This window comes from Micromonospora sp. NPDC005806 (assembly GCF_042871425.1).
Classification (GTDB): Bacteria; Actinomycetota; Actinomycetes; order Mycobacteriales; family Micromonosporaceae; genus Micromonospora.
In genome coordinates this window covers 45,287-65,381 of record NZ_JBIAIL010000039.1, presented here as the reverse complement: position 1 = coordinate 65,381, position 20,095 = coordinate 45,287, and the positions used below count along the sequence as shown (strand labels likewise).

Genomic DNA, 20,095 nt, shown 5'->3' with positions numbered 1-20,095 from the left:
CACCAGGGGCCTCCTTCGTCGTAGACGTGAGCACTCCCAGCATCCCGCCGGGAGGTCACGAGGAGCGGAGGCCCCGCTCCTTCATCGCATCAGAGGCCGGGCCGGAGATGGCGTGGGAGGTCGGGAAGCCGACGCTCTTACTTCCAGCGGAAGTGCACGAAGAGCCGGCCGAAGTTCTTCGAGTCCTTCTCGACCCGGTGGTAGAGCTGCTTGACGTCCTTCTGGTCGAGGAACCGCAGCACCTTCTTCTTGAGCTGGCCGGAGCCCTTGCCCGGGATGATCTCCACCAGGGTGGCCTTCTTCGCGACCGCCTCGTTCATGATGTCGCGCAGGGCGCGGTCGATCTCGTAGCCCCTGTTGTAGATGTCGTGGAGATCGAGCTTGAGCTTCACCAGCCCATCCTAGGCGGACCGGGCCGCCAGGCCCGGAGACGGCGAAGGGCAGCCCCGTCGGGCTGCCCTTTCCGTTGGTACGTGGTGCGCGGTCAGCGAGCTCCGCTGACCTTGCCCTCCACCCGACGCAGCGCCGTGGTGTAGTCGGCGTGGGTCGAGTGCATGGCCGCCGCGATGCGCAGGTGCCGCAGCGCGTCGGCGGGCCGGTTCAGCCGCTCCAGGGTCCGGCCCAGCACGTGGTGCGCGTAGTGGTCGCTCGGGTCCCGGTCGACCAGCTCGCGCAGGTGCTCCTCGGCCCGGCTGAGCTGGGCCGACTGGAAGTACGCCCGGGCCAGCAGCTGCCGCACCGAGGAGTTGTCGGGCTCCGCCTCGACGATCGGCTCGAGCAGCCGGGCCGCTCCGGTCGGGTCACCCGCTTCGAAGAACATGGTCGCCCGCCGGTACTCCGCCAGAAGATCCACTCGACCCACCCCCTCGTGTCGCGCCGCCTTTGTCCGACGCTGACACAACACCAGCCGTACCGCGAGTGTTCCTCAGCCGGAAGTTGCCCCTCAGGCGGTCGGGTCGAGCCGGTCGCCCACCAGGTCCCAGGCCCGGACACCGCCCACGATTCCGGCCGTGTTCGGGACGGCCACGACGTCATCGCCCATCCGGGTCAGTTGTTCCGGCCGGATCAGTCGGGAGTTGCCTCCGCCGAGGTAGAGCCGGTCCCAGCGGAAGACCGGCCGCAACCCGTCCACCACCTGCCGGATCCGCCGCGACCAGAAGGCGTCGCCCAGGCGTCGGCGTTCGGGCTCACCGACGTACGTGTCGTAGGTGGTGTTCCAACGCACCGGGGCGTGCGACAGCTCCAGGTGCGGGGCGAGCACCCCGCCGTCGAACAGCGCGCTGCCCAGCCCGGTGCCGAGGGTGAGCACCAGCTCTAAGCCGGTCCCGGCGACCACGCCGGCGCCGTGCACCTCGGCGTCGTTGAGCACCAGCGCCGGGATGCCGAACGCCTCGGCCAGCGCGGTCCGCGCGTCGTAGCCGGACCACTCGGCGACCAGCGCCGGGTCGACCTTGCTGCGCGGGCCGGAGCGGGTCACGTAGTGCGGGGTGGCCACCACGACGCCGTGCCGGATCATGCCGGGCATCCCGACGGTGAGCCGGTCCGCCGCGGGCAGCCGGCCGGCCAGGTCCAGCAGGGTCTTCACGAAGAGCGCGGGCGGCAGCGGGTACGGCGTGGGGACGCGCAGCGGTCGGGCCCGCATCGTCCCCGCGGCGTCCAGCACCGAGGCCTTGATCCCGCCGCCCCCGCAGTCGATCGCCAGAGTGGTCACCACGGGAGTGAGTCTCCCTCACCGCCATCCGGTCCGGAGCACCGGTAATCCGATCAGCCGACCGTCGCGGCCTCGGTAGGCTCGTGCTCCTCATGAGCGCCACGTTGATCGCCAAGGACCTTACCGCCGGGCACGCCGACCGGCTGCTCTTCGCCGACCTGGACCTGGTCGTCGCCCCCGGGGACGTGATCGGGCTGGTCGGGGTGAACGGCGCCGGCAAGTCGACCCTGCTGCGTACGCTCGCCGGGCTGCAGCCGCTGGAACAGGGCTCGGTGGCCCTGAACCCGCCCACCGCCACCGTCGGCTACCTGCCGCAGGAGCCGGAACGCCGACCCGGCGAGACGGTCCGCGACTTCCTGGCCCGGCGCACCGGGGTGGCCGCGGCGCAGGCGGCGCTGGACGCCGCCACCGAGGCGCTCACCGCCGGGGCCGAGGGCGCCGACGACGCGTACGCCTCGGCGCTGGAGCGCTGGCTCGACCTGGGCGGCGCGGACGTGGACGAACGCGCCGAGCAGGTCGCCGCTGAGCTGGGGCTGACCGTCGACCTGGACCACCCGACGACCGCCCTCTCCGGCGGCCAGGCGGCCCGGGCCGGGCTCGCCTCCTTGCTGCTCAGCCGGTACGACGTCTTCCTGCTCGACGAGCCCACCAACGACCTGGACCTGGCCGGGCTGGACCGGCTGGAACGGTTCGTCACCGGGCTGCGCGCCGGGACGGTGGTGGTCAGCCACGACCGGGAGTTCCTGACCCGGACGGTGACCCGGGTGCTGGAGCTGGACCTGTACCAGCGGCAGGTCCGGCACTACGGCGGTGGCTACGCGGCGTACCTGGAGGAGCGGGAGGTGGCCCGCCGGCACGCCCGCGAGGAGTTCGAGGAGTACGCCGAGACGCGGTCGGAGCTGGAGGCCCGGGCTCGGATGCAGCGGGCCTGGATGGAGAAGGGCGTGAAGAACGCCCGGCGCAAGGCCACCGACAACGACAAGATCGGCCGCAAGTTCCGCACTGAGTCCACCGAGAAGCAGGCGGCGAAGGCCAAGCAGACGGCGCGGCTGATCGAACGGCTGGACGTGGTCGAGGAGCCACGCAAGGAGTGGGAGCTGCGGATGGAGATCGCCGCCGCGCCCCGCGCCGGCGCCGTCGTGGCCTCGCTCCGGGGTGCCGTCGTACGCCGGAGCGGCTTCACCCTCGGCCCGGTGGACCTTCAGATCGACTGGGCCGACCGGGTGGCGATCACCGGGGCGAACGGCTCCGGCAAGAGCACCCTGCTCGCCGCGCTGCTCGGCCGGCTGCCGCTGGATGAGGGACACGCCGCGCTCGGCCCGGGTGTGGTGGTGGGCGAGGTCGACCAGGCCCGGGGGCTGTTCCTCGGCGACCAGCCCCTGGTGGACGCCTTCGGCGCCGCCGTACCGGAGCTGACGCCGGCCGACGTGCGGACGCTGCTGGCCAAGTTCGGCCTGCGGGCGGACCACGTGCTGCGTCCGGCGGCGACCCTCTCCCCCGGCGAGCGGACCCGGGCCGCGCTGGCCCTGCTCCAGGGGCGCGGGGTCAACCTGCTGGTGCTGGACGAGCCGACCAACCACCTCGACCTGCCGGCCATCGAGCAGCTGGAATCGGCCCTGGCGACGTACCCGGGCACGCTGCTGCTGGTGACCCACGACCGGCGGATGCTGGACGCGGTGAGCGTCAACCGGCGGCTGCGGGTGGCGGCCGGGCGGATCGCCGAGGATTGATCCGTGCCGACCCGCTCGCGCCGGGTGAGAATGACTCCATGCTCAAGTGGGAGTACGCGCTGCTGATCCGGCGTCGTCAGGCCGCCACCAACGACCTGGGCTGGGAGGTGGTCTTCCACTGGTACGGCCCGGACGACTCGATGATCGACGTCACGCCGTACGGGGACACCGCGCTGGCCCACCTGAACCGGGCCGGCGACCAGGGCTGGGAGCTGGTCGCGATGAGCGAGGACCCGTCCCTGCCCGGCAACAACGAGCTGCACCGGTACCACCTCAAGCGACCCAGGGCGGCCGCCCCGCAGCCCCGCCAGCGGATGCGCTCGGGCCGGACCGCTCGCCGCACGATCGCCGGCTGACCCCGGGGCGGCTTCTCGGCGGGCGGCGGCGGCTGCCAGGCGCCGGCAGAGGCCGCACGAACGGCGAAGCCGCCGAGATGGAGGCATATCGGGCGACGATGCGGGTATCGCGCCGCCCGGAGGTGGCGCATGGTGGCGATGGCGCAATCCGCACTGTCGGGCGAGCGGCTGCGGGAGGTCGACGGCTTCCTGGCCGAGGCGTGGGCCGACCTGGCCCGGCACGACGAGCGGCTGCGCCGGCTTGCGGTGGAGGTGCGCTTCGACCGGGGCGTGGCGCACCTGAGCGGCGAGGTCGCCGACCCGGCCGAGCTGCGGCTGGTCCGGGACCTGGTGGGCCGCCTCGCCGGGGTGCTCGGCGTCTGGTGTCGGGTGGGTGTCGGCGGCCGGACGCCGGTGGTGGTGGACCTGGGCTGCGGTGCGACCAAGCAGTGGCCGGGCAACCTGGGGCTGGACATCTACCCGGCGCCCGGGGTGGACGCGGTGGCCGACCTCTCCGGCTCGCTGCCGCTCGCCGACGACTCGGTCGACGTCTTCTTCGCGGTGCACATCCTCGAGCACCTGATCGACTTCCTGACGCTGCTCGACGAGTGCCACCGGGTGCTCCGGCCGGGCGGCGTGCTGCACGTGATGAGCCCCTGGTGGCGGCACGTGAACGCGGTGGCCGACCCGACCCACGTACGGCTGCTGGACGTGCAGACGTTCAAGGGCATCTGCGGTCAGCGCCCGCCCGGCACCCCGCGCTGGTACCCGCTGCACGTCGGCTGCGACGGCGCCTCCGTCTTCGCCGACCTCACGCCCCTACCCCCCGACGCCCCACAGCCGCCCCGATCCCACCTGGCCCGCTTCTTCGACTGACCGGCCCGGCCCTGACTCAGCCGAGCAGGGCGGGGGCGGACTCGCGGAGGGCGAGACGGTGGGGGGCGACGAGTTCGCGGGGTGGGGCGTCACGATCGCCGGCGACGCGGCCGGCGAGAACTTCGACGGCAAGGCGGGCGATCCGCTCCTTGTCCGGGGCGACCGTGCTCAGGGTCGGGATTGAGAAGCGGCCGTCCTCGATGTCGTCGAACCCGGCCACCGCGACGTCCTCGGGCACCCGCAGGCCGGCCTCGTGCAGGGCGCGCAGCGCGCCGAGCGCCAGGGTGTCGTTGAAGCAGAAGACCGCGTCGGGCCGTACCCCGGAGGAGAGCAGGTGCCGCATGGCGGCCGCGCCGTCCGCGCGGTGCCAGGCGGACGCGGGCGCCACCAGGCGCTCGTCGTAGCCGAGGCCGGCGTCGGCCAGGGCGGCGGTGTAGCCGGCCAGGCGGAGCCGGGCGCTGACCCCCTCGGGGGTGCGTTGCGCGCCGATCGCGGCGATCCGGCGGCGGCCGAGCCCGACCAGGTGGGCGGTGATCTCCCGGGCGGCGGCCACGTTGTCGACCACCACGTGGTCGGCGGGGCCGTGGTCGACCCGCTCGCCGAGCAGCACCATCGGCATGCCGTCGAGGCCGGTCAGGTCGTCCGCGGTGAGCGCCAGCGGGCTGAAGATCAGCCCGTCGATCATGTGGTCGCCGATCCCGCTGGCGGCCTTGCGCTCCTGCTCCGGGCCGCCGCCGGTTTGGTCGATCAGGACCGTCCAGCCGTGCTCGGCCGCGGCGGTGACCACGTGCCGGGCCAACTCGGCGAAGTAGGGGATGTCCAGCTCGGGCACGGCCAGGGCGATCACTCCGGTGCGTCCCTTGCGCAGGTTGCGCGCGGAGAGGTTGGGCCGGTAGTTGAGCTCGGTGATGGCCTGTTCGACCCGGGCCCGGGTGTCCGCGCGCACGTGCTGGTAGCCGTTGACCACGTTGGAGACGGTCTTCACCGACACGCCGGCCCGTTCCGCGACGTCCTTGAGCCTGTGTCGCACTGGCCATCCTCCCCTGTCAGCACTGCGGGCACTGTACCGCGTCGCCGCCTCTTTACAACGTTGCTTACAACGTTGTAGAAACCTGTGGTACGGGAGTGACCGCGGTCACCCCCCGAACCGGTACGAGGAAAGGTGGCACCCCCGTGCGCAACGCACAGCTGACGATCGACCCGGCCTTCACCATCGGAGCGGCCGACCGCCGCCTCTTCGGTTCCTTCGTCGAGCACATGGGGCGCTGCGTCTACGGCGGGATCTACGAACCCGGGCACCCGAGCGCCGGCCCGCGCGGCTACCGCCGCGACGTCCTGGAGTTGACCCGGGAGCTGGGCGTCTCGGTGGTCCGCTACCCGGGCGGCAACTTCGTCTCCGGCTACCGCTGGGAGGACGGCGTGGGCCCGGTCGGCGACCGGCCCCGCCGGCTCGACCTGGCCTGGAAGACCATCGAGACCAACGCGTTCGGGCTGGACGAGTTCATGACCTGGGCGGCCGAGGCCGGCGTCGAGCCGATGATGGCGGTCAACCTCGGCACCCGGGGCGTCCAGGAGGCCTGCGACCTGCTCGAGTACACCAACCACCCGGGCGGCACCCAGCTGTCCGACCTGCGCCGCAAGCACGGCGCCGAGGAGCCGTACGGGGTGCGGCTCTGGTGCCTCGGCAACGAGCTGGACGGGCCGTGGCAGGTGGGCCACAAGACCGCCGACGAGTACGGCCGGCTCGCCGCCGAGACCGCCCGGGCGATGAAGCTGATCGACCCGTCCATCAGCCTGGTCGCCTGCGGCAGCTCCAACCGGCGGATGCCCACCTTCGCCTCCTGGGAGGCGACCGTCCTGGAGCACACCTACGAACACGTCGACTACATCTCGGCCCACAGCTACTACGACCCGTCCGACGGTGACCGGGCCAGCATCCTGGCCTCCGCGGTGGACATGGACAACTTCATCCGGGACGTGGTCGCCACCGCCGATCACGTGGCCGCGAAGCAGCGGCAGCAGCGCAAGCTGAAGATCTCCTTCGACGAGTGGAACGTCTGGTACGAATCCCGGCTGAAGGCCGACCTGGACCGGCGCGGCTGGGTCGAGGCGCCGGCCCTGATCGAGGACGACTTCACCGCGGTCGACGCGGTGGTGGTCGGCGACCTGCTGATCACCCTGCTCCGGCACGCCGACCGGGTCGGGGTGGCCTGCCAGGCCCAGCTCGCCAACGTGATCGCCCCGATCCGCACCCGGACCGGCGGGGCGGCCTGGCGGCAGAGCATCTTCCACCCGTTCGCCCTCACCGCCCGGCACGCCCACGGCACGGTGCTGCGCACCGAGCCGGTCTGCCCCACCTACGAGACGAAGCGGTACGGCGATGTGCCGGTGCTGGACACCGTCGCCGTGCACGACGAGGAGACCGGCGAGCTGACCGTGCTGGCGGTCAACCGCGGTCCCAACGACCTCCCCCTCGACCTGGACCTGCGCGGGCTGCCCGGCCTGCGCGCCCGGGAACACACCACCCTCGCCGCCGGAGCCGACCCGGCGGCCACCAACACCGAGGTCGAGCCCGAGCGGGTAACGCCCCGGCGGCTCACCACCCCCACCCTCGACGACGGCCGGTGCGCCGTGGCGCTGCCGGCCTGCTCCTGGAACCTGCTGCGCTTCGCGCCCCAGCCCTGACAAGGCAAGATTTCATCCCGTCCCCCAAGGAGAACCGCATGATCCAGAACGAGATGAGCCGGCGGCGCCTGCTCGGCCTCGGCGTCGGGCTCGGCGCGGCGGCCACGTTGACGCTCGCCGGCTGCGGTGGCGGCAGCAGCTCGGACCGGTCCGCCGCGGCCGGCAACGGCGGCAAGGACTACAGCGGGCCGAAGGTCGACCTCAAGCTGTGGAACGGCTTCACCGGCGGCGACGGCGACATCTTCAAGAAGCTGGTCGACCAGTTCAACACCGAGCACTCGAACATCGCCATCGCGGTGAGCACCTACCGGTGGGAGGACTACTACGCCAAGCTCCCCGGTGCGGTCTCCAGCGGCGCCGGGCCGGACATCGCGGTCATGCACATGGACCAGCTCGCCACCTTCGCCGCCCGGGGGGTCATCACCGAGCTGGACGACGTGGCGAAGGCGCTGGAACTCAACGAGGGCGACTTCGCGCCGACCGTCTGGAAGGGCGGCCTCTACCACGACAAGCGGTACGGCATCCCGCTGGACATGCACCCGCTGGGCTTCTACTACAACAAGGCGGTCATGCAGAAGGCCGGCCTGGACCCGAACAAGCCGCCGGCCACCCGCGCCGAGTACGAGGCGGCGCTGACCGAGCTGAAGAAGTCCGGCGTCCAGGGCTTCTGGGTCAGCCCGTTCCAGTTCACCGGCGGCATGACCTTCTACAGCCTGCTGCACCAGTGGGGCGGGACGCTCTTCGACCAGGGGGTGGCGAAGGCGACGTTCAACTCGGACCCGGCCGTCGAGGCGTGCACCTGGCTGGTCGACATGATCAAGCAGGGCCACTCGCCGAGCAACGTCGGCCAGGACGCCGACTACCTGGCGCTCAAGAGCGGCAAGAACGCCTTCAACTGGAACGGCATCTGGCAGATCAACGACCTCGCCAAGAGCACCGGCATGCAGTGGGGCGTCGCGCCGCTGCCACAGATCGGCAGCCAGCAGGCGGCCTGGGCGAACTCGCACAACTTCACCATCGTCAAGCAGCGCAGCGCCGACCCCAACAAGATCTCCGGTGCCAAGGTCTTCATCAACTGGCTGAGCCAGCACTCCCTGGACTGGGCGAAGGGCGGCCAGGTCCCGGCCCGCAAGGCGGTGCGGGAGAGCGCCGAGTTCAAGGCCCTGCCGCAGATCAGCTCGCTCGCCCCCGAGCTGGAGTACGCGGCCTTCCCGCCGGCCGCACCGGGTCTCGGCGAGGTGATCAGCACCTTCTACACCGCCTTCAACGAGGCCGCGCTGGGCAAGAAGTCCCCGAAGCAGGCGCTGGACGACGGGGTGGCCAAGGCGAACAAGCAGCTCGAGGACAACCGCAAGAAGTACGGGAGCTGATGCGGGTGGCCGACGTGATCGAGGCCGGGGCGGCGCGCCGGGACGCGCCGCCCCTGGCGGGGCGTACCGCCCGGCGGGGCGCGTCGCGCCGGGGCAACGCGGCCACTCCGTACCTCTTCCTCGCGCCCTACCTGGTGCTGTTCGTCGGGTTCGGCCTGCTGCCGATCCTGTTCGGACTGTGGCTCAGCGTGCACCAGTGGGACCTGCAACTGCCCAACCGGCCGTTCGTCGGGTTGGACAACTACCGCGTGCTGTTCGACGCCGAGTCGGCCGACTACGGGGACTGGTGGGCCAGTGTCCGGGCCACCGCCATCTTCACCGTGTTCTCGGTGCCGCTGCTGGTGGTGGTCCCGCTCGGGCTCGCGCTGCTGCTCAACGAGAAGTTCCCGGGCCGGACCTTCTTCCGCGCGGTCTACTTCGCCCCGTACGTCCTCGGGGTGGCGGTGATCGGCCTGCTCTGGCGCTTCCTGCTCGACGCCAACCTGGGCCTGGTCAACCAACTGCTGGGCGCGGTCGGGCTGCCGTCGGACACCCCGTGGGTGACCGACGTGCCGTGGGCCTGGGTGTCGCTGATCGGCGTCACGATCTGGTGGACCTCCGGCTTCAACGCGGTGATCTACCTGGCCGGGCTGCAGGACATCTCGCCGGAGCTGTACGAGGCGGCGAAGGTGGACGGGGCGAACGCCTGGGACCGGTTCCGCAACGTCACCCTGCCCGGCCTGCGGCCGGTGCTGTTGTTCGTGCTGACCACCACCATCCTCGCTCGGCCAACGTCTTCGGCCAGTCCTTCCTGATCACGCAGGGCGCGCCGGGACAGCAGACCCGCACGGTGGTGTGGCGGATCGTCGACGAGGGCCTGCGGGACAACGACGCCGGCAGGGCGGCCGCGATGAGCATCCTCTTCGCGCTGGCGCTCGCGGTCATCAGCATCGTCAACTTCCGGTTCTTCCGGTACCGGGAAGACTGAGGGAGGCCGCATGACGACGCTCCGACGCGCCGGGCGCTACGCCGCCCTGGTGCTGCTGACCCTGGTGTTCGTCACCCCGCTGGTCTGGATGCTGCTCACCTCGCTCAAGACGTACGGCGACGCGCAGCGGATCCCGCCGAGCTGGCTGCCGAACCCGTTCGCCACGTACGGCTTCGACCGGATCCTGCACAACGACGCCAACCCGGTGCTGCGCTGGTTCGCCAACAGCATGCTGGCCGCCACCCTGCACGCGCTGCTGGTGCTGGTGACCGCCTCGATGGCCGCGTACGCGCTGGCCCGGCTGCGGTTCCGGGGCCGGGCGCTGGGTTCGCGCTGATCGTGGGCACGCTGTTCATCCCGCCCACCTCGCTGATCATCCCGAACTTCGTGATCGCCGACCGGCTGGGCTGGATCGACACGCTGACCGTGGTGGTGGTGCCCGGTGCCGCGAGCGCGTTCGGGGTGTTCTTCCTGCGGCAGTTCTTCCTCTCCATCCCGCGCGAGTTGGAGGAGGCCGCGGTGCTGGACGGGGCGAACCACTGGCAGGTGTTCACCCGGGTGCTGCTGCCGCTGTCGAAGCCGGCGCTGGCCACCCTGGCGGTGCTGTCGTTCCTGACCAACTGGAACGACTTCCTCTGGCCGGTCTACGTGCTGTTCAGTCCGGAACGGCTGACCCTGCCGGCCGGGCTCGGCCTGCTCCAGGGCGCGTACATCACCGACTACCCGGTGATCATGGCCGGGGCGGTGCTGGCCAGCGTGCCGGTGCTGGTCCTCTTCGTGCTCGCCCAACGGCACATCATCCAGGGTGTGTCGCGCAGCGGCCTGAAGGGATGACCGGCGGACGGCTCCGGCGACGCGGCGCGGCGGTCCTGACCGCCGTGCTGCTCGTCACCGGCTGCGACAGCGCAAGAACCCCTACGAGTACGCCGGAGGACGCACGCATGTTCACCAATCCGGTGGTCCGGAGCGACGCCCCCGACCCGCAGGCGATCCGGGTCGGCGAAAACTGGTACCTCTTCCACACCAACTCCGGCGGCCGCAACGTCCCGGTGCTCACCTCGCCCGATCTGGTCGACTGGACCGAGGCCGGGGACGCGCTGCCGGACCTGCCGGGCTGGGCGGACACCGGGAAGACCTGGGCGCCGGAGGCGATCCAGCTCGCCCCGGACCGGTTCGTCCTCTACTACACGGTGGCCGACCGGGCCTCCGGCCGCCAGTGTGTCGGGCGGGCGGTGGCGGCCACGCCGCTCGGGCCGTACCGGGACGGCTCGGCCGGGCCGCTGATCTGCCAGGCGGACCTGGGCGGGTCGATCGACGCCAGCCCGTACCGGGACGACGACGGGAGTCTCTGGCTGCTCTGGAAGAACGACGGGAACGCGATCGGGGTGGACACCTGGCTCTGGTCGCAGCGGCTCAGCGACGACGGGCTGCGCCTGGTCGGCACCCCGACGAGGCTGCTGAAGCAGACCGAGCCCTGGGAGGGCGCCCTGGTCGAGGGGCCGTTCTTCCACCGCCACGACGGGAAGCTGCACCTGTTCTTCGCGGCCAACGCCTACGACCGGGACAGCTACGCCGAGGGCTACGCGGTCTGCGAGAGCCCGACCGGGCCGTGCGTGAAGGCCGCGGAGAACCCGATCCTGCGGAGCAACGCGGTGGCCTCCGGCCCGGGGCACGCCTCGATCGTCGAGAAGGACGGCCGCACCTGGCTGCTCTACCACGCCTGGCCGCCGGGCCAGGACGGCAGCACCGACCCCGGCCGTCAGGTCTGGCTCGACGAACTCGTCTGGCCGAATGGCAAACCCGTCCTCAAGGGCCCCACCGCCACCCCCCAACCGCGCCCCTGACCACGACAGCGACCGGACCTCGGCTGAACGAGCAGGTCACGGTTTCCGGGGAGCCCGAAGGGGGTGGGCTCCCCGGAAACCCCGACAACTCAGACAGCGGCGGGTTCGCCAGGAGCAGCGGACGCGGCAGCCTCGCGACGGGCCAGGCGGTTCTTCCGGTATCCGTACCCGAAGTAGATGACCGACCCGAGCAGCATCCACGCGAGGAACCGGATCCAGGTCTCCACCGACAGGTTGAGCATCAGGTAGAGGCAGGCCAGCGCCGACACGATCGGCACCACCGGGGAGAACGGCACCTTGAACGGCCGCTCCAGGTCCGGACGGCGGCGGCGCAGGATCGGCACCGCGACGGACACCAGCACGAACGCGCAGAGCGCGCCGATGCTGACCAGATCGGCGAGGGCCGCGAGCGGCAGGAAGCCGGCGAGCAGCGCGACGCCGATGGTCATGATGGCCGCGATCCGGTACGGGGTGCCCCAGCGCGGGTGGATCTTGGCGATCGCGGGCGGGATCAGCCCGTCGCGGGAGATGGCGAACCCGATCCGGCCCATGGCCACCAGGCCGACCAGGATCACGCTGGTCAGGCCGGCGATGGCCGCCATCGACACCAGCGTGGCCGCCCAGCCGGCGCCGGCCGCCTTGAAGGCCGAGGCGATCGGCGCGCCCTCGTTGATCTCGCCGTACGGGACCATGCCGACCACCACCAGCGAGACGCCGATGTACAGCACGGTGGAGATGCCCAGCGTGCCGAGCAGGCCCAGCGGCAGGTCCCGACGCGGCTTCTTCGTCTCCTCCCCGAGGTTCGCCACCGCCTCGAAGCCGGTGTACGCGAAGAACACCACGGCGGCAGCGGTGAGCACCCCGGCAAAGCCGAAGACCGACGGCTCCAGCCCGAAGATGGCCTGGGTGACCGGCTGCCGGATGCCGTCCTGGCCGCCACCGGCAGGCTCGGCGGAGGGGACGAACGGGCTGAGGTTGGTCGCCTTCACGAAGAACAGCCCGGCCACCACGATGAAGACGCAGATCGCCACCTTGACCAGGACCAGCAGGTTGGTCACCCGGGCCGACTCGCGGATGCCGACGATGGCCACCACGCCGAGGATCAGCACGATGGCCATGGCGCCGAGGTTGACGACACTGCCCTCCTCGCCGAACCAGGCGGTGGGCAGGCCCACCAGCTCAGCGAGATAGCCGGACCAGCCTCGGGCGACCACCGCCGAGCCGAGCGCGAACTCCAGCAGCAGGTCCCAGCCGATGATCCACGCGACGATCTCGCCCATCGTGGCGTACGCGTAGGTGTAGGCGCTGCCGGCGGTCGGCACGCTGGAGGCCAGCTCGGCGTAGCAGAGCGCGGCGAGCAGCGCGACCACGCCGGCGATGGCGAACGAGAGCACCACGCCGGGACCGGCGTGATTCTTCGCCTCGATGCCGGTCAGCGTGAAGATGCCGGTGCCGATCACCATGCCGATGCCGAAGCCCATGAGGTCGAGCGCGCCGAGGCGGCGACGCAGTCCGGGACGTCCGTCGCTGCCGTCGGCCGCCCCTTGGGCGATCACATCCCTGATCGGTTTGGTCCGCAGTACGGACACGAAATCACCACCTCACCAGCCTGCGACCACCACGGCGGCGGTCGGTGACCGGCCAAGCTACCCAGGGCCCGGGGGCAGTTATCCGTGATCAGACGTGTCAGAAAGTTCACGGTTGGCGGTGTGAGCCGGGTCACCATCGGGCGTTCGGCCCAACCTTGGCATCGCTCCGCCCCGAGGTCTTGCGCCGCCCGGCGATTGATGAAAGTTTCCTACCAGCGACAGATGTTCTGCGGCGAATCTTTCCGGATGCGCCGAGCGTCCGTCGTCACCCGACATCTCCGGGAGCCCAACGAAGGGACCGCACCGCATGAAGGCAACTCGGCTCAGCGCCGCCGGGGTGGCCGTGGCGCTGCTCGGCGCACTCCTCGCCGGCACCCCCGCGCGCGCCGCGGACACCGACGCCGCTACCGCATCCTCGACCACCTGCGTCACCAACCCGGCCACGCCCAAGCGGCAGTTCCGGGCCATGTGGATCGCCTCGGTGACGAACATCGACTGGCCCACCAAGGCCTCGCAGACCGCGCCCGACCAGGTCGCCACGCAGAAGGCGGAGTACCTGGCCTGGCTCGACCTGGCGCAGAAGCTGAACCACAACGCCGTCGTGGTCCAGGTCCGCCCGACTGCGGACGCGTTCTGGCCGTCGCCGTACGAGCCGTGGTCGGAGTACCTGACCGGGGTGCGCGGCCAGGACCCGGGCTGGGACCCGCTGGCCTTCCTCGTGGCGGAGTCGCACAAGCGGAACCTGGAGTTCCACGCCTGGCTCAACCCGTACCGGGTCTCCATGCCGGCCCCGGGCGGCGCCGGCGCGGACCTGTCGAAGCTCGCCCCGAACGCGCCGGCCCGGCAGCACCCGGACTGGGTGTTCGCGTACCCGCCGGCCGGGGTCGCCGGCAGCCGGCTCTACTACAACCCCGGCATCCCCGAGGTCCGCGAGTTCGTCCAGACCGCGATGATGGACGCGGTCAACCGGTACGACATCGACGGCGTGCACTTCGACGACTACTTCTACCCGTACCCGAGCGGCACGTACCAGTACCCGGACGACGCCACCTTCGCGCAGTACAACCGGGGCTTCACCAACAAGGCGGACTGGCGGCGGGACAACATCAACCTGCTGATCCAGGAGATGAACGCCAAGATCAAGGCGGTCAAGCCGTGGGTGAAGTTCGGCGTGAGCCCGTTCGGCATCTGGCGGAACAAGTCGGCCGACCCGAACGGCTCGGACACCACCGGCTCGCAGTCGTACGACATCATCTCCGCCGACACCCGCAAGTGGGTCAAGGAGGAGTGGATCGACTACGTGGTGCCGCAGCTCTACTGGTACATCGGCCAGTACCCGGCCGCCGACTACACCCGGCTGGTGCCGTGGTGGGCGGAGACTGTGCGCGGCACCAGGGTCCAGCTCTACATCGGCCAGGCCGACTACAAGAGCGGTGACCCGGCGTACGGGTCGTTCTGGATGAACCCGAACGAGCTGTCGAACCACCTGACGCTCAACCGGTCGTACCCGGAGGTGCTCGGCAACGTGCACTTCTCGGCGGTGCAGGTGAAGGCGAACCGGCTCGGCGCCACCGACATCTACACGGCCGAGCACTACTCCCGCCCGGCGCTGGTGCCGACCATGTCCCAGCTGCCGTCGGAGCGGCTGCTCGCCCCGGTGGTCACCGGCGCCGAGCGGCAGGACGACGGGGTACGCCTCAGCTGGCGGCAGCCCGCCGACGGCAAGGGCCCCTTCGGCACCGCCACCTCGTACGCGATCTACCGGTTCGACGGCACCGGCCTCGCCGATCAGTGCGACTTCGCCGACGCGGCCCACCTGATCGGCACCGTCCGGGGCGCCGACGGTGACGTGCAGTCCTGGGTGGACACCATGGCGGCGGCCGACGTGCGCTACACCTACTACGTGAGCGCGCTGGACCGGTCCTGGAACGAGGGCCCGGTCAGCCCGCCGCGCTTCGTGCGCTGACCCACCTCGAATGCCCCCGGCCGCCCCGGCGACCGGGGGCATTCGTCTGTTTAAACGCATGTCATGAACAGTTCATGTTGACCGTCCCTCGATGCCGCGAGATGGATCGACACTTATCGACACCCGGTGACCCGCCGGTAACCCACCGCACCGCACACCCCTGCGGAGGTACCCGTGTCCAGACGTCTCGCCACCCTCCTCGCCGCCGGCACGCTCGCCCTGCTCACCGCCCTCGGCGTCGCCTCACCCGCGGCGGCCGCCGTAAGCCGCGAGCAGAAGCTGAGCGTGCTCTCCAGCTGGACCCAGACCAGCGCCACCAGCTACAACGCCTGGAACGCCGGCCGGCTGAACAAGGCCGCCTGGTCCGAGTACGCCTTCGACTGGTCCACCGACTACTGCTCGTCCAGCCCGGACAACCCGCTCGGCTTCAACTTCAGCCTCTCCTGCTACCGGCACGACTTCGGCTACCGCAACTACAAGGCGATGGGCCTCTTCTCCGCCAACAAATCCCGCCTCGACAGCGCCTTCTACGCGGACCTGAAGCGGGTCTGCGCCACGTACAACGCGATCGTCCGGCCGGCCTGCTACAGCCTGGCCTGGACGTACTACCAGGCGGTCAGCGCCTTCGGCTCGGTCGCCGCGGTCCAGCAGGCCGACATCGACCGCGCCGCCCGGATGAAGGCGCGGGCCGAGCTCGCCGCCGCCCGCTCCTGACCCCGTTCTGGTCGACCAGGAGGTTCGCGCCGCCGTACGCCGGAATCCCGGACGCGAACTTCCTGGTCAACCGGCGGAGGACCGGCGCGGGGCCGGGGTGGGGGCGGTGAAGCGGGGGGAGTCGGCCGCGAGGTCGGGGTGTTCGACGCCGAGGGCCAGCGCCGCCGCCTCCTCCGGGCCCAGTTCGGCGCCCGCGCCGTACGCGGCGTCGAACGCCGCGTCGCCGAGCACCCGGCGCAGCTCCACCTGCCGGGCCACCCAGTACGGCCCGTAGATGCCCGGGGTGGCCCGCAGGTTGGCCCGGGTGGCCTGCGCCGCCCCGAAGAGCCGGGCCGCGGTCACCGGTTCGCCGCCCAGCGCGCAGCGCACCGCGATCGCGTTCACCGTGTCGCAGGCCCGCCCCAGGTAGCCGTGGGCCATCTGGGAGCGGAGCGCCACCAACAGGTGCTCGTGCGCGGCGACCAGGTCGCCCCGGGCCAGCGCCACCAGGCCGAGCAGCATGTCCACCGAGCGGCGGCCCCGCTCCACCGGGCGGGCCGCCTCCACCGGCCGGGCCGCGCCGACCAGCTCGGCCGCCTCGTCCAGCGCGCCCCGGCGCCAGAGCAGCTCGGCCAGGTTGTAGATGGCCAGCAGCGCGTCGGAGACCACGTCCTGGGCGTACGCCCAGTCGATCACCTCGCGGCAGACCCGTTCCGCCTCGGCGAACTGTCCCATGTCGACCAGCGGCGCGGCCCGGCCCGCCAGCACCCGGGCCAGCAGCCCCCGGTCACCGGCCTGCCGGGCGGCCGCCTCGGCGCGCTGCGAGTAGCGCAGCTCCTCGGCGAACACGCCGTCCGCGCCAGCGTGCAACGAGTGCATGTGGTAGGCCGCCGCCAGCTCCGCCTCCGGGATCGCCTCACCGGTCTCGGCGATCCGGCCGTAGAGCCGGAACAGCCAGAGCCGCCCCTCCCGGGCCAGCCCCCGCTCCCGCCACCACTGATCCAGCCCGCCGGCCAGCCGCAGGCCGGAGCGGGCGCTGCCGCCCGTGGCGCACCAGCGCAGTGCCGCCCGGAGCTCGCCGGCGAGCGGGTCGAGCGCGTACAGGGAGAGGGTGACCGGCCGGCCGTCCGCGCCCAGGTGGGCGCGTTCCAGGGCGTGCCGGGACCAGGCGACGTGCCGTTCCCGGGCGGCCCGCTCCTCGCCGGCCTCGATCAGCCGGCGGGCCGCGTACGCCCGGATCGGGTCGAGCATCCGGTAGGTGCTGCCCGAGGCGTGTGGCTCGGCCAGCACCATCGACTTGTCCACCAGCACCGAGAGCGGGTCGAGCGGGTCGTCGTCGAGCAGCCAGTGCACGGTGGGCAGGTCCACCGGGCCGGCGAAGACCGCCAGCCAGCGCAGCAGTCGGGCCGAGCGCGCCCCCAGCGTCCGGTACGACCAGGTGACAGTGGCCTGCATGGTCAGGTGGCGTTCCTTCGCCGAGCGCTGCCCGGTCCGGCTCGCCGGGGTGGGCGGGGCGGCCACCAGGTCGACGCTGTCCTGCTGGTCGCCGGGCCACCCGGCCTCCACCGGCAACGGTTCGGGCTCCGCCCGCCCGGCGTCCAGGGTGCCCAGCATGTCGTCGAGGCGCTCGGCGAGCTGACCGGCCGAGAGCACCCGCAGCCGGGCGGCGGCCAGCTCGATGGCGAGCGGCAGCCCGTCCAGCCGGCGGACCACCCGGCGCAGGTCGGCCTGCTCGGTGGGGTCCGGCGGGCGGCCGCCCCGGGCCGCCGCGGTGCGGTCGAACAGCAGGGCCACCGCGTCGCTCTCGCCGCCGTCCGGGCCGGGTTCCACCGAGAGTCGCGGGATCCGCCAGACCACCTCGCCGGGCAGGCCGAACGACTCCCGGCTGGTGGCGAGCACCCGGACGCCCCGGCCGCCGGCCAGCAGCCGGGAGATCACCTCGGCCGAGGCCGCCGGCTGGGCGTCGCAGGTGTCCAGCACGACCAGCATCCGGCGGGCGGCCGCGTACTCGACCAGGGTGTCCATGATCGGGCGGCCGGGCTCCGGCCGGAGGCCGAGCACGGCGGCGATCTCGAACGCCACGAGGCCCGGGTCGGTCACCGCCGCGATGTCGACGAACCACACCCCGTCCGGGTACGCCTCGACGATCCCCGAGGCCAGTTCGACCGCCAGCCGCGTCTTGCCGGCACCGCCCGCGCCCAGCACGGTGACCAGTCGATACGTCTCGATCAGCCGCCCCAGCTCGGCCCGTTCCGCCTCCCGGCCGACGAACGAGGTGACCTGGGTGGGCAGGTTGTGCGGCACCGCGTCGGCGGTACGCGGGCGCGGGAAGGTGCGCTCCAGGCCGGGTGCCACCAGCTGGAACAGCCGTTCCCGGTCGTCGAAGCCGCGCAGCCGGTACAGCCCGAGGTCCAACAGGGACGCTCCGTCGGGCAGCGGTTCGGCGCGCCGGGCGGTGGCGGCTGAGCAGAGCACCTGTCCACCGTGGGCGGCGGCGGCCACCCGGGCGGCCCGGTGCACCTCCGGGCTGGCGTACTCGCCGTCGCGGGGTTCGGCGTACCCGGTGTGCAGGCCCATCCGTACCCGGGGCGCGGCCTCCGGGGTGGGCCAGTCGTGGCCGGCCAGCGCGCGCTGCGCGGTCAGGCAGGCGCCCACCGCGGCGGCCGCGTCGCCGAACGCGAGGAAGAACGAGTCCCCCTCGGTCAGCAGTTCCGCCCCGCCGGTGCCGGCCAGCGTGTCACGCAGCAGCCGGCGGTGTTCCCGCAGCACCGGGCGGTAGCCCGGACCGAGCAGCTGGGCCAGCCGCGTCGAGCCCTCGATGTCGGTGAACACGAAGGTCACCCATCCGCTCGGGAGGTGGATCCGTAGCGACATGCGTGGAACCTCCGCCCCCTGACGTCGGCTTCATGCTGCCCTATGGTCACGCGGTCACACATCGTGAGAACGGTCGGGCAGATTCCGACCCAAGGTGCCGAAGGATCACACTGCCGGCACCGTCGGGGTCGACCGGCGAGACGAGGTGGTCTGCCTGATCAGCAGCCGCAGGCGCGGCAGCGGAACTCGTACCGGGGCATGCCACCAGCGTACGACCGGGCCTGACGCCACGGCGGCCATGGGTGATACTCGACGGGTGGTGGACGGCGAGGAGCGATCGACGATTCGGCCCCTGCGATCGGCGGCGCCGCCCGACGGCGTCGCCGGCCCGGCTCCCCTTCCCCGGCCCCGGCGCGCCACGACACCGAGCCCGGCAGACGCCGGCACTTCGGCACCGAAGCCGGCGGACACCGCTGGCACCGGCGCGACGGACGGGACAGCCGATTCCGCCACCCCGACCGACGCCGGCACCGGGCCCGGGAAGGGCAACACGGCGGATGGTCGGCGGCGGCGGATGCCGTTCGCGCACGCGGTCCGGGTGCCGCCGCCCCGGCAGCTCGCCGTCGGCGCGGCCCGGGCCACCCGCGCCTGGTCGCGGCGGCCCAGCGGGCGGACCACCCTGCCCGGCGTCTTCCTGCTCGCCCTGGTCGGGGCCACCGCGGCGGCGGGCGCGCTGCTGGTGCCGGCCGCCATGCGCAAGCCGCAGCCGGTGGCCGTCGACGCCACCGTGACCGCCCCGCTGAGCGGCGTACCGCAGGGCGGCCCGGTGCCCGGGACGACCGACCTCGGGTTTCCCGGTGCCACCGCCGTCCCCGTGCCGACCGGGACGCCCGGCGGCGCGCAGCCGACCGGTCCGTTGCCGGGCGGCCGCCCGGCGCACGCGCTCGCCGGGTGGGCGCAGCAGGTCAGCCGGACGACCGGCATCCCGGTGGTGGCGCTCCAGGCGTACGGCTACGCCGAGTGGGTGCTCGGCCAGACGCAACGAGGCTGCCAGCTCAGCTGGACCACGCTGGCCGCGATCGGGTACGTCGAGTCCCGGCACGGGTCGGCCAACGGCGCCACCCTCCAGCCGAACGGCGTCACCGCACCGGAGATCCTCGGTCCCCCGCTCGACGGTCAGGGTGGCCGCTCCCGCATCACCGACACCGACCGGGGTCAGCTCGACCACGACACCGTCTACGACCGCGCGCTCGGTCCGATGCAGTTCATCCCGAGCACCTGGCAGGAGGCCGGCGCGGACGCCGACGACGACGGTGTCAAGAATCCGCAGGACATCGACGACGCCGCCCTGGCCGCCGGCAACTACCTCTGCCAGGGCGGCCGGAACATGACCATCCCGGGCGACTGGTGGGGCGCCATCCTGTCTTACAACGATGTGCGCCGGTACGCCCAGGACGTCTTCGACAAGGCGGACGAGTACGGGCGGCTGAGCGGTACGTGACGTGACCGCTCGCG

19 protein-coding genes are annotated in these 20,095 nt (G+C 72.2%); 13 read left to right on the top strand and 6 right to left on the bottom strand.

The window, feature by feature from the left end:
* Positions 1–137: 137 nt before the first annotated feature.
* From ACFYOS_RS29695 to ACFYOS_RS29685, 3 genes are all read right to left on the bottom strand, one after another.
* Positions 138–392, bottom strand: coding sequence for a Smr/MutS family protein (locus ACFYOS_RS29695; protein ID WP_123240206.1), 255 nt, complete (start codon positions 390–392; stop codon positions 138–140).
* A 92-nt stretch (positions 393–484) separates the two neighbouring features.
* Entirely contained in the window at positions 485–853 is a 369-nt protein-coding gene (locus tag ACFYOS_RS29690) for a tetratricopeptide repeat protein (protein WP_387148597.1), read from the bottom strand.
* Between the two features lie 90 nt (positions 854–943).
* A complete protein-coding gene (locus ACFYOS_RS29685; protein ID WP_387148595.1) occupies positions 944–1,714 on the bottom strand; it encodes an ROK family protein in 771 nt (256 codons plus the stop codon).
* An 89-nt stretch (positions 1,715–1,803) separates the two neighbouring features.
* On the opposite strand from ACFYOS_RS29685, the gene ACFYOS_RS29680 reads away from it, so the two are divergent.
* The 3 genes from ACFYOS_RS29680 (at position 1,804) to ACFYOS_RS29670 (ending at position 4,652) form a co-directional block, all read left to right on the top strand.
* Positions 1,804–3,441 (top strand): ABC-F family ATP-binding cassette domain-containing protein, encoded by a 1,638-nt coding sequence (locus ACFYOS_RS29680; protein WP_387148593.1) that lies wholly within the window; start codon positions 1,804–1,806, stop codon positions 3,439–3,441.
* Between the two features lie 38 nt (positions 3,442–3,479).
* On the top strand, positions 3,480–3,797 hold the full coding sequence (locus ACFYOS_RS29675) for a hypothetical protein (protein WP_387148591.1): 318 nt from the start codon (positions 3,480–3,482) through the stop codon (positions 3,795–3,797).
* A 129-nt stretch (positions 3,798–3,926) separates the two neighbouring features.
* Positions 3,927–4,652 (top strand): methyltransferase domain-containing protein, encoded by a 726-nt coding sequence (locus tag ACFYOS_RS29670; protein WP_387148589.1) that lies wholly within the window; start codon positions 3,927–3,929, stop codon positions 4,650–4,652.
* Positions 4,653–4,668: 16 nt separating this feature from the next.
* On the opposite strand, the gene ACFYOS_RS29665 is transcribed toward ACFYOS_RS29670, so the two are convergent.
* A complete protein-coding gene (locus tag ACFYOS_RS29665) occupies positions 4,669–5,682 on the bottom strand; it encodes a LacI family DNA-binding transcriptional regulator (RefSeq protein ID WP_387148587.1) in 1,014 nt (337 codons plus the stop codon).
* 143 nt (positions 5,683–5,825) lie between these two features.
* Here ACFYOS_RS29665 and ACFYOS_RS29660 point away from each other — a divergent pair, with 143 nt between their 5' ends.
* The 7 genes from ACFYOS_RS29660 (at position 5,826) to ACFYOS_RS29630 (ending at position 11,518) form a co-directional block, all read left to right on the top strand.
* On the top strand, positions 5,826–7,337 hold the full coding sequence (locus ACFYOS_RS29660; protein ID WP_387148585.1) for an alpha-N-arabinofuranosidase: 1,512 nt from the start codon (positions 5,826–5,828) through the stop codon (positions 7,335–7,337).
* Positions 7,338–7,375: 38 nt separating this feature from the next.
* Positions 7,376–8,707 carry an ABC transporter substrate-binding protein gene (locus ACFYOS_RS29655; protein WP_387148583.1) on the top strand — a complete coding sequence of 444 codons (1,332 nt, stop codon included), beginning with the start codon at positions 7,376–7,378 and terminating at the stop codon, positions 8,705–8,707.
* A gap of 5 nt (positions 8,708–8,712) precedes the next feature.
* Positions 8,713–9,501 (top strand): carbohydrate ABC transporter permease, encoded by a 789-nt coding sequence (locus tag ACFYOS_RS29650; RefSeq protein ID WP_387148581.1) that lies wholly within the window; start codon positions 8,713–8,715, stop codon positions 9,499–9,501.
* A 35-nt stretch (positions 9,502–9,536) separates the two neighbouring features.
* The gene (locus ACFYOS_RS29645) at positions 9,537–9,674 is read left to right on the top strand and encodes a hypothetical protein (protein ID WP_387148579.1); all 138 of its coding nucleotides are present in this window, start codon (positions 9,537–9,539) and stop codon (positions 9,672–9,674) included.
* Between the two features lie 10 nt (positions 9,675–9,684).
* Positions 9,685–10,011: a hypothetical protein gene (locus tag ACFYOS_RS29640; RefSeq protein WP_387148577.1), complete on the top strand. Its 327-nt coding sequence runs from the start codon at positions 9,685–9,687 to the stop codon at positions 10,009–10,011.
* Between the two features lie 2 nt (positions 10,012–10,013).
* Positions 10,014–10,508: a carbohydrate ABC transporter permease gene (locus ACFYOS_RS29635; protein WP_387148575.1), complete on the top strand. Its 495-nt coding sequence runs from the start codon at positions 10,014–10,016 to the stop codon at positions 10,506–10,508.
* A gap of 107 nt (positions 10,509–10,615) precedes the next feature.
* Entirely contained in the window at positions 10,616–11,518 is a 903-nt protein-coding gene (locus ACFYOS_RS29630; protein ID WP_387148573.1) for a glycoside hydrolase family 43 protein, read from the top strand.
* Between the two features lie 89 nt (positions 11,519–11,607).
* Here ACFYOS_RS29630 and ACFYOS_RS29625 read toward each other — a convergent pair whose 3' ends face one another.
* Positions 11,608–13,107, bottom strand: a complete 1,500-nt coding sequence (locus ACFYOS_RS29625) for an amino acid permease (RefSeq protein WP_387148571.1) — start codon at positions 13,105–13,107, stop codon at positions 11,608–11,610.
* 307 nt (positions 13,108–13,414) lie between these two features.
* Between ACFYOS_RS29625 and ACFYOS_RS29620 the strand changes: the two genes are divergently transcribed.
* Both ACFYOS_RS29620 and ACFYOS_RS29615 read left to right on the top strand, forming a co-directional pair.
* Positions 13,415–15,073 (top strand): glycoside hydrolase family 10 protein, encoded by a 1,659-nt coding sequence (locus ACFYOS_RS29620; protein ID WP_387148569.1) that lies wholly within the window; start codon positions 13,415–13,417, stop codon positions 15,071–15,073.
* A gap of 174 nt (positions 15,074–15,247) precedes the next feature.
* On the top strand, positions 15,248–15,787 hold the full coding sequence (locus tag ACFYOS_RS29615; protein WP_387148567.1) for a phospholipase: 540 nt from the start codon (positions 15,248–15,250) through the stop codon (positions 15,785–15,787).
* A 66-nt stretch (positions 15,788–15,853) separates the two neighbouring features.
* Here the strand turns inward: ACFYOS_RS29615 and ACFYOS_RS29610 are convergent, their stop codons facing one another.
* On the bottom strand, positions 15,854–18,640 hold the full coding sequence (locus ACFYOS_RS29610) for an ATP-binding protein (RefSeq protein WP_387148565.1): 2,787 nt from the start codon (positions 18,638–18,640) through the stop codon (positions 15,854–15,856).
* 256 nt (positions 18,641–18,896) lie between these two features.
* Here ACFYOS_RS29610 and ACFYOS_RS29605 point away from each other — a divergent pair, with 256 nt between their 5' ends.
* Complete coding sequence (locus tag ACFYOS_RS29605) at positions 18,897–20,081, top strand: lytic murein transglycosylase (RefSeq protein ID WP_387148563.1); 1,185 nt, start codon at positions 18,897–18,899, stop codon at positions 20,079–20,081.
* Positions 20,082–20,095 lie beyond the last annotated feature (14 nt).

Excerpts from the sequence above, each read along its gene's own strand:
- ACFYOS_RS29680 (WP_387148593.1), top strand. The coding sequence starts at position 1,804 with ATGAGCGCCACGTTGATCGCCAAGGACCTTACCGCCGGGCACGCCGAC.
- ACFYOS_RS29675 (WP_387148591.1), top strand. The coding sequence starts at position 3,480 with ATGCTCAAGTGGGAGTACGCGCTGCTGATCCGGCGTCGTCAGGCCGCC.
- ACFYOS_RS29670 (WP_387148589.1), top strand. The coding sequence starts at position 3,927 with ATGGTGGCGATGGCGCAATCCGCACTGTCGGGCGAGCGGCTGCGGGAG.
- ACFYOS_RS29655 (WP_387148583.1), top strand. The coding sequence starts at position 7,376 with ATGATCCAGAACGAGATGAGCCGGCGGCGCCTGCTCGGCCTCGGCGTC.
- ACFYOS_RS29640 (WP_387148577.1), top strand. The coding sequence starts at position 9,685 with ATGACGACGCTCCGACGCGCCGGGCGCTACGCCGCCCTGGTGCTGCTG.
- ACFYOS_RS29630 (WP_387148573.1), top strand. The coding sequence starts at position 10,616 with ATGTTCACCAATCCGGTGGTCCGGAGCGACGCCCCCGACCCGCAGGCG.
- ACFYOS_RS29620 (WP_387148569.1), top strand. The coding sequence starts at position 13,415 with ATGAAGGCAACTCGGCTCAGCGCCGCCGGGGTGGCCGTGGCGCTGCTC.
- ACFYOS_RS29610 (WP_387148565.1), bottom strand. The coding sequence starts at position 18,640 with ATGTCGCTACGGATCCACCTCCCGAGCGGATGGGTGACCTTCGTGTTC.